This is a genomic window from Corynebacterium yudongzhengii, assembly GCF_003065405.1.
Lineage (GTDB): Bacteria > Actinomycetota > Actinomycetes > Mycobacteriales > Mycobacteriaceae > Corynebacterium > Corynebacterium yudongzhengii.
In genome coordinates, this window is record NZ_CP026947.1 from 219,259 (window position 1) to 233,737 (window position 14,479).

The window sequence follows — 14,479 nt, forward strand, 5'->3', positions numbered from 1 at the left end:
ACCCCTCACGCACGATCAGCCATCGTGGAGCGCACGGGGCGTGCCAGCTGCGTCATCTTGTTGCGTCCGCGCAGCTCGACGGACTTCAGGGTGGTCCAGCGTCGCTGCTCGGCCTCGTTGGCGCTGCGGAGGGTGGCGGCGTTGGTCAGCACGCGACCCGGGGTGTCCTTGGCCATCTCGGTCAGGCGTGCCGCGAGGTTCACGGCGTCGCCGATCACGGTGTATTCGAAGCGGTCGTGGCCGCCGATGTTGCCGGCGACGACGTGGCCCGCCGCCACCCCGATGCCGGCCTGCAGGCGGAGTTCACGCAGTTCGGAGCGCATCTCGCGGGCGGCGGTCAGGGCCCAGCTGGTGGCGTCGTTGACGTTGAGCGGGGCGCCGAAGACGGCGAGCGCGGCGTCGCCCTGGAACTTGTTGATCACGCCCTTGTTGCGGTGGACCACGTCGACGACGACGTCGAAAAACTTGTTCAGCTCCGTGACCACTTCCTCCGGCGAGTGGTTGACGGCGAAGCCGGTGGAGCCGATGACGTCGATAAATAGCACCGCGACCTTGCGGTCCTCGCCGCCGAGCTGCGGGCGCTCCTCGAGCGCGCGTTCGGCGACTTCGGAGCCGACGTACTGGCCGAAGATGTCGCGCACGCGCTGGCGTTCCTTCAGCCCGCGCATCATCTCGTTGAAGCCGGCCTGCAGGACGCCGATTTCGGAGCCGTCGTAGATGTCCACGCGGACGTCGTGATCGCCGCGCCGCACCCGGGTGACGGCGTCTTGGAGTTCGTGGATGGGGTCGGTGACGCTGGCCGTCGATAAGCTGGTGCCGATGTAGCCGGTGATCAGGGCGGTGATGGAGAGCGCGAAGACCGCCCAGTCGAGGTCCGCGGCGCGGTCGGTGAAGAAGCCCGCGCGCTGCCCGGCGATGAGCAACAAGATGCCGACGACCGGCGCCGCCGTCGTCATGATCCACGTAATGCGCAGGCGGTGGGTGATCGGCGGCTCGAGGGTGGCGTCTTCGAAGCGCTGCGCCAGGGCGGCGGCCGCGACGGGGCGGACCATGCGCTCGGCCTGCAGGTAGGTCAGCAGCACGATGACGGCGGCGGCGAGGATCAGCGCGATGCCGACGACCAGCGCCGTCTGCCCGGAGGTTGCGGCGATGACCCCGACCGCGATGGCGATGCCGATGCCCCACACCACCGCGCACACGATCGCCTGGTAGATGGGGATGCGCATGACTAGGTAGCGCACCATGTTGGGGTCGTGTCTATCTGGGTCGCGCTGCCAGTCGAGCACCGGCCTAAAGAGCAGGAGGGTGGCGCCGACGGCCACGATGATCGCGAAGCCGACGTACAGAACCCCGAGGGTGGTCAGCGTCAGCCAGCCGAGTTCGAGCTCTTGTAGCTCCGGAAGCGGCAGCAGGTAGCGGATGAACAGCATGATGCCCACGGCACCAATCAGGTTCGAGCTGAGGACCAGGGCAGCATAAAGGGGCCACGAGGTCCCCCACAGCCACTTTAGGGCTCTCAGAATCCGGTCCATGACCAACAACTCTATCGCGACTTCTGACACCCGTGGGCCGCCGGCGCTAGGGTAGGGCGGGTGAACGGAATGAGTGTGGCGCAGCGGCTCGGCGAGCAGCCGGGAGTTCGTGACGCGATCCTGGCGGCCGCGGCCACCGCCCGCGGGAGGCAAGGCGCGGACCCTTATGCCATGACCCACTCCTGGGTTTTTACCGGCCCGCCCGGCTCGGGGCGCTCGGTGGCGGCGCTCGCCTTCGCCCAGGCGCTCGTGTGCACCGACGGCGCCGAGCTCGGCTGCGGGCGCTGCGAGCCGTGCCGGGCGGTGATGAACGACGCCCACACCGACGTCGCACACGTCGTGCCCGAAGGCAACGTCATCAGCATCGACTACGTGCGCGACACGATCATCCCCACCGCCCATTCCTTGCCGACGGTCGCCTCCTGGCGCGTCGTCATCATCGAAGACGCGGACCGCCTCCGCGACGACGCCGCCAACACCCTGCTCAAAACCATCGAAGAACCCCCGGAGCGCACCGTCATCATCCTGTGCGCCCCCTCGCTGGCCCCGGAAGACTTCATCCCGACGCTGCGCTCGCGCTGCCGCCACTTATACATCCCCTCGCCGTCGACGGAGCAGATCGTTCGACTGCTTGTCGACGAAGGCGCCTCCGAACACGACGCCCGCCTCGCAGCCACCAGCTCGTTGCATCACATTGGGCGTGCCCGCCGCCTGGTGAAGACCCCGATCATGCAGAACCGCCGGGCGCAGGCGATCAACCTCGCGGAGCTGATCTTCTCCGGCGACGAGGCGTTCAAGGCCGTCAACTCCCTGATCAACACCACGAAGAAAGAAAACGACGAGATCTACGACGAGATCGACGAGCAAGAACTGAAGAAGCTCGAAGACTCCCTCGGCATGGGCGCGAAAGGCAAGGGCGCGCAGAAAGCCACCCGCGGCAGCGCCGGGGCGATCAAGGAGCTGAAGCAGGAGCAGAAGCGCCGCCGCACCCGCGCCCAGATCGACGTCCTCGACCTCGCCCTCATGGATCTCGCCGGCATCTACCGCGACGGCATGATGATCTCTGCGGACGCCGAGCTCGAGCTCACCCACCCCGATTTCCGACCCCTCTCCGAAGAACTCGCCCGCCGCGGCGACATGGCCGCCTTCGTCGAGGCTCAAGACGCCATCCGCCAGGCCCGCGAAAGACTGTTGGGATTCGTCTCTCCGCAGCTGGCTCTCGACGGGATGCTCGGCCGGATCCGCAAGGCCTTTCATGCCCGCTGAGCTGGGTGTTTCCGAGAGGTGTTGACCGTAGGCTAAAGTGAAGCCTCGGTGTAGGGGAGATCTATTCCCGAAGCCATGCCGCCTTAGCTCAGTCGGTAGAGCATCTCACTCGTAATGAGAAGGTCGCGAGTTCGATTCTCGCAGGCGGCTCCACTCGAAATAGTCGCCCGGCCGGTGTTTACGGTGGGGCGGCTGTTTTCGTTGGGTTTGATTGGGGTGCTTTGCGGATGCGGTGCGGGTGCGTTGGTGGGCGTCTGCGCATGGTGCGCTAGCGCAGGTCGAAATCAGGTCTATAGAAAGGGCTCTCGCGCGGTCGAAACCAGTACTCCTTTAGGGGTGGCTGTTTTCGACCAGGCGGAACGTGTGGGCACCCGAAGCGGGTTTGATGACCTTCAGGCGAGGGTGCTGGGGAAGATGTGGCTGATGGGGCGGCCGGGTGTCTGCACTGCGCTTCCCATGCGCCAATCGTGCATGGTGCGCTAGCGCTGGTCGAAATCATCCCGACAGAAACGAGCCTCGCGCGGTCGAAACCAGCACTCCTTTAGGGGTGGCTGTTTTCGACCAGGCGGAGTGCTAGGGCGTGTCTGACAATTGAGGGAAGCGTAGCATGACCGGGGTGCTCGAACGGGAAGCTACTGTTCGCCAGCAATTTTCTAGTGGGCGGGAACTTATTAACGCTGTGAAAGCTCGCCGGGAGCACGCGCAAGCGTTTGCGGCGTTAGCTGTCGATGTGGATCAAGAGCTCAGTGACGGCCTTGAGGCTTTCGATCCGGAGTTGGTCGAGGGGGTGCGGGTGCTGTGGGTCTGTCCGGGTCGGGCGGCGCGTGATGAGACTGCGTTTCGTCATGCTTTAAAGACTGGGCATCGGTTACGAGCAGGAGGCCAGCGCATGACCGATGCCGCGCTTATTGATGCCTATGAGCATGCTTATCGTATTGCTCAGCGCTACGGCGCAGATGGTCGCGATGATGAGATGCCGCCGATGCGTGATCGTTTGACTATGGCCAGGCGTGTGCGCGGATATGTCACTCAATCCAAAAACGGTCATACAGGTGTCTCTGCGTCCGCTGCACGCGTTACAACACAAGAACGTAAGGCTTTAGCCACAATGGGCCGCAGAGGCGGGCAGAAGGCCGCACAACGCTGGAAAACAGACCCACACGGCGGAGTACGCACAAGGACGCTGAGAAACCCTAGAAAAGACGCATCGTAAGAAAAAGGCTCAAGGCCGATCTACGAAGTCCCGCATTAGCCAGATGGTGAACGACCAGTATGTCCAGACGGGAACGGTGCCTACGTGGGCTGAAATCGGGACAGAGGTAGGAGTTTCACGTGCCACGGTAGCTAGACATATTGCGGCGCTAAAGAAGAGTGGTGATTACCCAGATGTCTAAGGGGTCTCATACCATAAGCAATATACGGTTCCCCTGCGCGGTAGCGCGGAGGAAGACTAGATCAACCACCTTGGTAGGCCTCTACGGCTTATGTCGTGAGCATCGGTGAGATTGTTTAGAAGCGGTGGGTGCCCAGGTTGAGGGTCGCAGCTTTGGCTTATTGGGCTTTTGAGCGTTTAGAGACCGTTCCAAAGGCCTGTGACACGTTGCGAAGACGGCTGTTCGAACTGCCGCTCGGGACAGCCGTCTTCGCGCGTATCCGTGACCGCGATAGAAGCAGTGCACTGGGACTATCGGTAATCCACGTGGTGTTGGACTCGACTGCCGGGTGCACTATTCAGATTCGTGTGTACCGTTAACGCAAGGCATCGCTGGATGCTTGCGCGAAGCTGTCAGCGCTGCCCTTGATTCGCATGGAGGACCCTTGAGCTATCTCTCCTGGGGGAGTTGGGCCTGCTGGAGCATCTTGGCGAGCGTATTCGGGCAGAGCTGGCTCTGAGATATAGCGCGGTTCACCGAGTGCTTTAACGTATTCGACGAGGGCGTTTAGAGCTGTGCTGATATCGTCTTTATCCACTCGGGCGGTGATGCCGTTCTTGCATACATCTTGGGGGAGACGATTAATATCGGCCGGCCCGGGGTTGCTCAGGGCGTCTTCAACGAGAGCGTGGGCAGCCGGGTCGGCAAGCAGTCCCAGATGCCCGGGGAGGTTTTTAGGGCAGACATCCTGTGCGGCAATGTGGGCAGCGCCGCGTACATGAGTCGCCTCTGCGGCTGGCTGAATGCCATAGTCGGAGCGACTGTAGATCGAGGTGATGTCAATATTGTCAGGCAATGGTTTCGCGTGTAGCGCGGTGATGAATTGACTCTTCGGGTGCATCTGCCAGGCGATGACCGGACATGCCTCCAGCTGTCGGCACGCCGGCTCGACCAAAGTTGTGCCGTGCAAAGCGCCTGCTAGGGAAATAAAGTCATCAACTTTCGCTGCGGCTTCATCGTCATACCGGAGCCCCCACATCGTCGCAGCTGGCCCAGCACTATGGCCGATGACTGACACGGGCCGATTCAATCTCTGGTGTGCTAGCTTGACAGCCTCTGCGACGTATTGACCGGCCACTGTGAGATCTCCTCGGCCGCTGTGAGGCTGTTCGATGTAGCAGACATCGTAGCCTTGGTCTGTGAGGGTTTCTTCAAAATTCCAACCGTAGGTTGCTTCCCCATAAAAACCTACGCCATGAACTAGCAGAACGGTCTTTTCTGCGTCTGTAGGCGGAACAGGCGATGTGCAATGAAAGCTATCTTCCAGCTGTTTGTCGTCGACAGCACCGCCGAAGGGTTCATCTACTGGTGTGGCAGTAGCCTCGAGCGGGTCGGAGGAAAGGTTAGTCGACCAGTCGTTGATGGCCTGAGAAGTCGAAGTAGAGACCTCTTGAGCGACAGCTGTATGGCCAGCGCACATCATACCAACCGCGGCGAGAGCCGCTGCTATGCGAAAACGAGGCATATTAATCCCTCCTGTTTATAGTCTTGCCTGTGGAAACAGGTGATAGCGGTGAGCTATCTGTAAAGAAGAGTAAAAGCAGGATGGATGAACTGTAAAGGAACTTTCGTATCCACTTTTATACCCACGTGACTTGGATGCTTCTTTGCCGGTTCGGCTTTTGTTGGATGCTTAGATGGGCTCTGAGCGCGCCTGATCGTGGTTAATGTGGCGGCTGTGCGACCAAGGTCGCAAGTGAGGTCTCTATGAGGCGTAGCTGGATTCGCTCAGTAGTTATGGAGCCAGAGGTTCAGATCACAGTATTTTTCGTATACGATATTTGTATGGGCGAATACGTGATGCACGGAAAACTGAAGCGTCCTGGGTTTAGTTCCGCTTCTTTTACGGCCCTGTGTTGATGGGCTCGGTGAGATAGTACTCGGTTTCTATTTTCTGTGGGGTGGCGTAGTCCAATGCTTCGTGAAGTCGCTTAGTGTTCCACCAATGCACCCACCGCAAGGTGGCCAGTTCGACTTCTCCGACCGACGTCCACGGGCCCTGGGCATGAATCAGTTCAGCCTTGTAGAGACCGTTGACTGTTTCGGCTAGTGCATTGTCGTAAGAATCGCCGACTGTTCCCACACTCGGGCGGATTCCTGACTCAGCTAGCGCAGTGGAATACTTCAGTGACACATACTGGCTGCCCCGATCGCTGTGGTGAATTAGCTGGTTTCAGTAATGCCCCTTAAGGTGGTGTAACTCGGTGGCCGAGATCGTCTGCAGATTCGTGTTGTGCACGGATGTAGAGCGGCCACCGTGTGATCCTTCGAGTCAACCTCTTACCGAATCCTCGAATGGAGTCATCACGATGACCGCACCTCATATTGTCGACCCTGCCGGCCTTCTTGGCCAAGCCCTCGCCGAGGCGTCGCCGGATCTGATGCGCGAGCTGCTGCAGACCATGATCAACGCCTTGCTGTCCGCCGATGCCGACGCCGTCTGCGGGGCGGAGTGGAACGCCCGCTCTGCCGAGCGCACCAACTACCGAAACGGCTACCGCCACCGCCCGCTCGATACGCGGGTTGGCACCGTCGACGTGGCGGTGCCCAAGCTGCGGTCGGGGTCCTACTTTCCCGAGTGGCTGCTCGAGCGCCGCAAGCGTGCTGAGTCCGCGCTGATCACCGTCGTGGCGGATTGCTATCTGGCCGGAGTGTCCACCCGCCGCATGGACAAGCTGGTCAAGACCCTGGGCATTGACTCACTGTCGAAGTCGCAGGTCTCCCGCATGGCCGCCGACCTGGATGAGCAGGTCGCCGCGTTCCGGCACCGGCGCCTGGATGAGGCAGGGCCGTTGACTTTCGTCACCGCCGATGCGTTGACGATCAAGGTTCGGGAAAACAAGCAGGTCGTCAAGGCCTCGGTGCTGCTGGCCACCGGGGTCAACGGCGACGGGCACCGCGAGGTGCTGGGCATGCAAGTGGCGACCAGTGAGACCAAGGCCTCGTGGAACACCTTCTTCGCCGACCTGGTCGCCCGCGGCCTGGGCGGCATGCGGCTGGTGACCTCTGATGCGCACGCCGGCCTCGTGGATGCGATCTCGGCGAATCTGCCCGGAGCCGCCTGGCAGCGCTGCCGCACCCACTACGCGGCGAACCTCATGGCGGTGTGCCCGAAGTCCATGTGGCCGGCCGTGAAGGCCATGCTGCACAGCGTCTATGACCAGCCCACCGCAGACGCCGTCAACGCCCAGTTCGACCGACTATTGGACTACACCGAGCACCGGCTGCCCGAGGTCGCCGACCACCTCGGTGACGCTCGAGAGGACCTGCTCGCCTTCACCACGTTCCCCGACGACGTGTGGCGGAAGATCTGGTCCAACAACCCCACCGAGCGGCTCAACCGCGAGATCCGCCGCCGCACCGACGTTGTAGGGATCTTCTCCAACCGGGATGCCATCGTCCGCCTCATCGGCGCCGTCCTGGCCGAGCAGACCGACGAATGGGCCGAAGGACGTCGCTGCCTCGGCCTCGAAGTCCTGAGCCGATGCCGACTCGCCCTGACCACCGACACCAGCTCGCAGACGGAGGTGAACACCGACCCACTGATGCAACTACCCGCCTGAGCACCAACGAAGGATCAAAAACCAGTTACACCACTACCAGGGGCTTGACCTCAAGGGCTGGAGTTCTCGCGGGGGGCGTGGTATTGTGAAGGTAATCGTTCAGCCCGCTTCGACCACTAGGTTGGAGACGGGCTGGATTTCTATCTAGGAAACAGTCCCCCATGAAGAAGATCAAGAATCCCACCACGGTTGATGAGCAGATTGCACTCCTGCGCACCCGCGGGATGGAGGTCACGAGCCGCTAGCACGGCAGTGGCTGTCTAGCGTTTCCTACTACCGATTGTCCGGGTACTGGTACTCCTACCGGGTGCTTCCGGAGCCTGAAGATCCCAAAGAACCACAACGCGCTGATAACTTCGTGCCGGGCACAACGTTTGAGGAAGTAGTGGCGCTCTACGAGTTCGACCGCAAAATGCGCACACTTATCTACGATGGGATTGAGCGCATTGAGGTTGCGCTTCGCGCGAGGATCGGCGAATTACTCATCGCGAAAGGTGCCTTGTCCTACAAGGATCGCAGCTATTTCCGTGAGAACTTCCAGCATCAAGATTGGCTAGAAACTGCAGAAAAGCGGGTGGACCGAGCGCGCAAGCGCAGTCAAGCTGTTGCCCACTACGCTGCCAACTACGACGACTACCCATTCTGGGTTCTTGCTGATGTTCTTGATTTCTCCGACATTTCGATTCTCTTTGACGGCCTCCTACTTGAGGATCAGCGAAACATCTCACACAGTTTCGGTTTTCATATCGACCCTGATCAGCTGAATTCTCGACAGAAGAAGAGCTACTACAACCAAGATCCCCTCGCTCGTTGGTGCGAACAACTCACCGTGCTACGAAACACTTGTGCGCACCACGGTCGACTCTGGAACCGTTACTTCACCCCAGCATCCACAAACGCTTTCCGCACGATCCAAGAGTTGTCTTGTCTACCTAAAGGGCAAAGCGAACGACTCTTCGGGGCTCTCACCATCATCGCATTCATGCTACGAAGCGTCTCTCCTGGCTCGACCTGGGTGAATAAGGTTCGTAAGTTGATCGAGGAAGAGTATCACCCACTGGCATTGCGGCAAATCGATGAGATGGGATTTCCCGATGACTGGAGGAACCTACCTGTCTGGACTCTCCACTAGACAAAAGTGTGGCCGTCATCCCAGCTCAGAGGCAAAACAACGGCCACGGCTACTCATTATCAGGCTTTGAAATGTCTTGGGTTTTCTTCCGCTTCTTGTACTGGGTCAGCTGGCTGGCCAGGGTCTGAGTACAGTCGGTGATAAGTCCTCGCGGGCGCAGGCTTGACTAGCTAGTAGACGCGAGCCGATCAGCACTTGTTGGTGCCCACCCAATACTTTTCGACGGAAGCTTGCATCTTTTGACGGAGGCCCATTCTTTTTGACGGTTCCCCCGATCAGCCTCACTGACAAGGGCCAAACGCCACAGTTTCCGAGGGTGTCAGGAAATTTGTGTGTGAGGCTCTGATCCAGAAGGAGTTTCACCGATAATGACAACGGTGACAACGAAGAAAAACCATGACCAGGACAAGGTCAACGAGATCAGCGAGAAGCTGATGGAAAATCCTGAGCTCGCCAAGCTGATTGGCGAGTTGTCGACGTCCACCGATAACGCCAGCGACCTGGTCAAAGCCCTGTTGCAGGCATCGATTAACGCTGGTTTTGCAGGCGGAAATGGATGCCCATTTGGGCTACGGTCATTCCGACCGGACGATGAAGGCCCAGGTTGAACCAACACAGGGTAGTAACCACCGCAACGGGTCGTAGACCAAGACCGTCAATTCTGGGCACGGCGCGTTGGAAGGGATCGTGCCCAGGGATCGTTCCGGCACGTTTACTGCCCAGATGGTGCCCAAGGGCTCACGCCGGCTGACAGAGCTCGATGACATGATCATCTCGCTGTACGCCGGTGGGATGACAGTGCGTGATATTCAGCACCATCTTGGCTCCACCCTGGGGGTGGATATGAGCCCGGATACGATCAGCACGATTACCGATGCAGTCTTAGACGAGGTGATGATCTGGCAGAACCGTCAACTCGACGAGTTCTACCCAGTAATCTTTTTTGATGCGCTACGCGTGAAGATCCGCGATGGCCACCGTGTAGTCAACAAGGCGTGCTACATGGCGGTGGGCATCGACATAGACGGTATCAAGCACATCCTGGGCTTGTGGATTGCTGATAATGAAGGTGCCGCCTTTTGGGCATCTGTGTGCGCAGATCTGGCCAACCGTGGCGTCCAGGATGTCTTCATCGTCTGCTGTGATGGTCTTAAAGGTCTACCGGAAGCTTGTGGAGGCAACCTGGCCACATTCGATGGTACAAACCTGCATCGTGCACCTGATCCGGGCGGCGAATAGGTGGGTGTCCTATCAGGACCGAAAACCCGTCTCCAGTGCGCTACGTGCGATCTAGACGGCCGTAAACGAAGATACCGCCCGTGCCAGCTTAGATGCGTTCGAAACCTCTGAGCTTGGCCAGAAGTACCCGCAGTCGGTGAATATCTGGCGTGATGCGTGGGAACGGTTCGTGGGGTTTCTGCAGTTCCCGCCAGCGGCGCGCAAGGTGATATACACCACGAATTCAATCGAGTCACTCAATGCTGAGCTGCGTAAAGCTACCCGAAACCGGGGCCAGTTCCCGAACGATACAGCAGCACTGAAGACGCTTTGGTTGATGATGTGCACCATCGAAGACTAACGCGTTGCCAAACGCGCGAAGCAAGCCAAGCGTGCCGTTGAGTGCAACGGGTATGTTCAAGGAGCGAAGGCCAATGGCTGGAAACAAGCCATCAACCAACTAGCTGTGGCATACCCAGACCGATTCGCGGACTACCTGTAAACCACCCCCCGCACACAAACTATCGGACGCTCTCAGGTGCGGAGGCTAATGGGCAGAGTTATTCCATCACGATCCACAACGGGCTTACCGGTAGATACTCGTTCAACGTCGACTAGCTGTTAGGCGTTAACGCACCATAAGCGCCCGGCGAGCGTCCGCATGCAGCGCTATAGCCAGCAAGCCACAACAGTCCCAACAGCCGCACCTCCCTTCACACACCCCACGCAACAAGCCCGAACCCCCAAACACCCCCGGAATCCACCCGCACGCAACGTAAGATTCCGGGTATGACACCCCAGACGACCACCGCCTACACCCATTCATCGCATAGCAGCCAGAGCAGCCAGAGCAACCGTACCCACCTTTGGCCGTTGATTGTCGTCGTGATCGCGGGCCTCGCGATCCGCACGGTCGTGGCTGCGCAGGGGTGGTTCTACTGGGACGACCTCATCCTTTTGGGCACGGCCCGCGAGACGCCGCTCGGCGAGCTGTTGTTCACCGAGCACGACGGGCACCTAATGCCCGGGTCCTGGCTGGTGATCTGGCTGTTTGCGCAGCTCACCGAAGGTTTTAACTGGCCGGCGGGGGTGGCGGCCCTGGGGTTCGGCAACTTGCTGGCGGTCGGAGCGGTCGCGTATGCGGCGTGGCGCATCCGCCCGTCGAGCGCCTGGTGGGTCACCGGGATCTACGCGCTGACGCCGCTGACGCTGCCGGTGACCACGTGGGCGGCGGCCGCGGTCAACTCGCTGCCGCTGCACGCGATGATGGCGGTGTGGTTGGTGCATGCGTGGTTGTACGTGCGGCGTCGGCACCCGGGGGATCTGGCGATTGTGCTCTTGGCGGTCTTCGCCGCCTGCCTGTTCAGCGAGCGCGCGCTTCTTGCCGCCCCGGCCTCGCTGCTGTTGGTCGCGGCGTGGGCGTGGGCGCTGCAGCGGGGGATGCTGCCCGTGGCGAAGCTCAGCGCGCCGCTGATCGGCCCGGCAGTCGTGTGGGCGGTGGTGTATGCGCTGGTGGTGGGCAATCCTTCGTCGGAAAGCCGGGGGGACTTCGGCGCGCTGGTCCATGCCGGCTACCTGGATGCGTTCTTGCCGACGCTTATCGGCGGCCCCTGGGACTGGGGCCGGTGGCACCCGGGCCCGCCGTTTACTGATCCGCCGCTGGCCGCCGTGGTGCTCGGGGTGCTCGCAGCGGTGCTGGTGCTCCTGTTCGCTCTGACCTCCCGGGCCCTGCCAGCGGTGATCGTGGTCGGAGCCTACCCGCTGCTGCCGATAATGGCGCTCGCGCTGGCTCGTGGCGGCGACGCCACCGCGGCGGAGATCACCCAGACGCTGCGTCACTTCGCGGAGGTCGCGGTCTTCGTCGTACTCACCGTGGCGGTGCTGGTGCGCGGGCGCCTGCGCATCCCGGGCGCGGTGGTGCTGGTGGTCTTGGCGGTGAGCAGCTTGGTCAGCACGCTTACCTACGCGCGCAGCTGGGCGGATCAGCCGGCGGGCGATTACTTCACCACGCTGCAGGCGCAGCTCGACGAGCGCGCCGAGCCCATCTTCGACCAGGCTGTGCCCCTCGAGGTGCTGCTGCCCATCGCGCACCCCTATCACCGGCTGGGCGCGCTGCTGTCGGAGGAGGATATCGGCGCGGTCACTCGCGAGCCGGCGCTTGTCGACGCCCAAGGCAACCTCATCGCCGCAGAGCTCTACCCGGTGCGTGCCACGGAGCAGGAGCCGGGCTGCGTGTCGGCGGGAAAGACCCGCACGATCGCGCTCGACGGGCCCTTGATGGCCCGCGATTGGGTGATCAGGCTCAACGTTTTGACCGGTGAGGATGGTGACTTCGAGATATCCATCGTCGACGGCGATCCGGTGCGGGTGGCCGCCCGTGATGGGCTGGAGCAGCTGCACATCTCGGCTGCCGGTGGCGGTGAGGAGATCACCGTCGCAAGCTTCGATACCGAGCTGTGCCTGGGCCGTAGCGAGGTCGGGCTGCTCGCGCCCAGCCGTTAGTTCGGCAGGAAACGCGGCACGACCTTGCCGACGGCGTTGCGCGGCAGCTCGTCGACGAAGTGGACATCGCGGGGGATCGAGTGCTCCACGAGGCGGTCGCGCACCCAGTCGCGCACGGAGTTCTCGGTGAGGGCGCGGCCGTCGTCGGAATCCTCCCGCACGATCCAGACGGCGATGCGGGCGAAGGAATGGTCGTCGTCGACACCCTGGGCTGTGAGGTCCCGGATGCCGGGCATGGGCTCGAGGACCTCCTCGACGCTGCGCGGGTAGACGTTTTCGCCTCCGACGATGATCATGTCGTCGACACGCCCGAGCACGTGCAGGCGGCCTTCTTCATCCAGGTAGCCGGAATCGCCCATCTGGATGAGGTCGCCGACGCGCACGATCGGGATGTTCGGGTTGGTGTAGCCGGTCAGGGAGGTGGAGTTGCGCAGGAAGATCCGGCCGACCTCGCCGTTGGGCACTTCGTTGCCGTCGTCGTCGAGGATCTTCAGCCGGGTGCCGGCGGAGACCTCGCCGGCGATCGTGGGATCGGCGGCGATCTCCTCGGCGGTGGCGCCGGCGGCCAGGGTGAGCTCGGTGGAGCCGTAGATGTTGCACAGGATCTTGCCGAAGCGCTTGTGTACCTCTTCCACCAGCGCCGGGGTCAGTGCATGGCCGGAGGAGGCCAGGTACTTCAGCGACGAGGTGTCGTAGTCTTTCTGGTTCTCCAGCTGCAGCATCTGCTTGAAGAAGATGGGGGAGGAAAACAGGCCGTCGCAGCGGTACTTCTCGATCTGCTGGAAGCACTTCTCCGGGTCGAAGACGCGCTGAGTGACCACCGTGTTGCGGGCGGCGAAGACGACGTTAGTCATCGCCCAGCCCCAGGTGTGGAACATGGAGGCGGTCATCTGCACGCGCTGGTCGGCGTGGATCGGGATGGCGCGCACGATGCCCTGGAGGACCACCGGCAGCTTCGGCTCCGGGCGCACCACGCCCTTGGGGATGCCGGTGGTGCCCGAGCTCATGAGTACGATGTCGCCGTGGTCGGGAAACACCGGCAGGCGGATCTCTTGGACGGCCTCCGGGTGGCGCACGATCTTCTCGATGGTCAGCTCATCCGGGTGCGCCTCGCTGGTGTGGGCGATGATCGGCAGGGTGCCGGGGCGATCGGGGATGCGCTCGGCGAACTCGTCGTCGATGAACAAGACGTTGATGTCGTTTTCCTCGATCGAGCCGAGCAGCTGGTCTGCCGAGGAACCCACGTTGAGCAGGTACATCGTGGCACCCGCGTAGCCCTTGGCGGCCATGGGCAAAAGCATGCCGCGGCCGTTGCGGGCCATGATGCCGATGCGCAGCTTGTCCAGCCCGAGGGAGAGCAGGTACTTCGCCAGGGTCTGTGCCTGCTGTTGGAACTGGCGGTAGGTGAGGGTGCCGTCGTCGTCGATAAGCGCGAGACGATCCGGGACGGAGGAGGCGCCGGTCTCTACCTCGCGGGCGAGGGTGAAGCGGTAGCGCGCCAGGTTCGGCAGGAGTGCGGCGGTGTCGCGGAGGCGGGCTTTGGTGTCGATGATGCCAGTGCGAAACAGCGACGGGACGAACGAAGTGAGAGAGCGGGCCTCGAACGCCGCGGACTGCAGGGGGTTCAGGGTGGTCATTGGGTAGAGCTACTCCTTGGTCGGTCGGACGGACGCAACGGTTGAACTCAGCACAGATCCACGCTGTGGTTTAAGTTAACGCTGGCTAGGAATGGCCGATGAGTTAGTGTAGGTCGTTGTGGTTTTGGTTTTGAAAGCCAAGCTGTACACTGACTACTGTGGTTCGTGTGCCTAAAGGATTGCATGTTATTTATAT

Annotated in this window: 8 protein-coding genes, 1 tRNA gene and 2 pseudogenes; 7 read left to right on the top strand and 4 right to left on the bottom strand. The window is 61.5% G+C overall.

The window, feature by feature from the left end:
• Positions 1 to 5 precede the first annotated feature (5 nt).
• Positions 6 to 1,532, bottom strand: a complete 1,527-nt coding sequence (locus C3B44_RS01070) for an adenylate/guanylate cyclase domain-containing protein (protein WP_108430730.1) — start codon at positions 1,530 to 1,532, stop codon at positions 6 to 8.
• A 69-nt stretch (positions 1,533 to 1,601) separates the two neighbouring features.
• Between C3B44_RS01070 and C3B44_RS01075 the strand changes: the two genes are divergently transcribed.
• The 3 genes from C3B44_RS01075 (at position 1,602) to C3B44_RS01085 (ending at position 4,011) form a co-directional block, all read left to right on the top strand.
• Entirely contained in the window at positions 1,602 to 2,798 is a 1,197-nt protein-coding gene (locus C3B44_RS01075) for a DNA polymerase III subunit delta' (protein WP_199222448.1), read from the top strand.
• Positions 2,799 to 2,875: 77 nt separating this feature from the next.
• Positions 2,876 to 2,951: transfer RNA gene (locus C3B44_RS01080), tRNA-Thr, on the top strand.
• Positions 2,952 to 3,405: 454 nt separating this feature from the next.
• Entirely contained in the window at positions 3,406 to 4,011 is a 606-nt protein-coding gene (locus C3B44_RS01085; protein WP_235840480.1) for a hypothetical protein, read from the top strand.
• Positions 4,012 to 4,547: 536 nt separating this feature from the next.
• Here the strand turns inward: C3B44_RS01085 and C3B44_RS01095 are convergent.
• Both C3B44_RS01095 and C3B44_RS01100 read right to left on the bottom strand, forming a co-directional pair.
• Positions 4,548 to 5,696 carry an esterase/lipase family protein gene (locus C3B44_RS01095; protein WP_146183486.1) on the bottom strand — a complete coding sequence of 383 codons (1,149 nt, stop codon included), beginning with the start codon at positions 5,694 to 5,696 and terminating at the stop codon, positions 4,548 to 4,550.
• Positions 5,697 to 6,074: 378 nt separating this feature from the next.
• Positions 6,075 to 6,398 (bottom strand): annotated as a pseudogene (locus tag C3B44_RS01100) (integrase core domain-containing protein); the annotation flags it as partial.
• A 142-nt stretch (positions 6,399 to 6,540) separates the two neighbouring features.
• On the opposite strand from C3B44_RS01100, the gene C3B44_RS01105 reads away from it, so the two are divergent.
• The 4 genes and pseudogenes from C3B44_RS01105 to C3B44_RS01125 all read left to right on the top strand — a co-directional run bounded on the left by C3B44_RS01105 (position 6,541) and on the right by C3B44_RS01125 (position 12,646).
• On the top strand, positions 6,541 to 7,794 hold the full coding sequence (locus C3B44_RS01105) for an IS256 family transposase (RefSeq protein ID WP_108430618.1): 1,254 nt from the start codon (positions 6,541 to 6,543) through the stop codon (positions 7,792 to 7,794).
• A gap of 307 nt (positions 7,795 to 8,101) precedes the next feature.
• A complete protein-coding gene (locus C3B44_RS01110) occupies positions 8,102 to 8,926 on the top strand; it encodes an Abi family protein (protein WP_235840522.1) in 825 nt (274 codons plus the stop codon).
• Between the two features lie 368 nt (positions 8,927 to 9,294).
• Positions 9,295 to 10,646, top strand: a pseudogene (locus C3B44_RS01115) (IS256 family transposase).
• Between the two features lie 371 nt (positions 10,647 to 11,017).
• Entirely contained in the window at positions 11,018 to 12,646 is a 1,629-nt protein-coding gene (locus C3B44_RS01125) for a hypothetical protein (protein WP_146183489.1), read from the top strand.
• Here C3B44_RS01125 and C3B44_RS01130 read toward each other — a convergent pair.
• Positions 12,643 to 14,283, bottom strand: coding sequence for an AMP-binding protein (locus C3B44_RS01130; RefSeq protein WP_108430736.1), 1,641 nt, complete (start codon positions 14,281 to 14,283; stop codon positions 12,643 to 12,645). The genes C3B44_RS01125 and C3B44_RS01130 overlap by 4 nt on opposite strands.
• Between the last annotated feature and the right edge of the window lie 196 nt (positions 14,284 to 14,479).

Excerpts from the sequence above, each read along its gene's own strand:
- C3B44_RS01075 (WP_199222448.1), top strand. The coding sequence starts at position 1,602 with ATGAGTGTGGCGCAGCGGCTCGGCGAGCAGCCGGGAGTTCGTGACGCG.
- C3B44_RS01095 (WP_146183486.1), bottom strand. The coding sequence starts at position 5,696 with ATGCCTCGTTTTCGCATAGCAGCGGCTCTCGCCGCGGTTGGTATGATG.
- C3B44_RS01130 (WP_108430736.1), bottom strand. The coding sequence starts at position 14,283 with ATGACCACCCTGAACCCCCTGCAGTCCGCGGCGTTCGAGGCCCGCTCT.
- C3B44_RS01105 (WP_108430618.1), top strand. The coding sequence starts at position 6,541 with ATGACCGCACCTCATATTGTCGACCCTGCCGGCCTTCTTGGCCAAGCC.
- C3B44_RS01070 (WP_108430730.1), bottom strand. The coding sequence starts at position 1,532 with ATGGACCGGATTCTGAGAGCCCTAAAGTGGCTGTGGGGGACCTCGTGG.
- C3B44_RS01085 (WP_235840480.1), top strand. The coding sequence starts at position 3,406 with ATGACCGGGGTGCTCGAACGGGAAGCTACTGTTCGCCAGCAATTTTCT.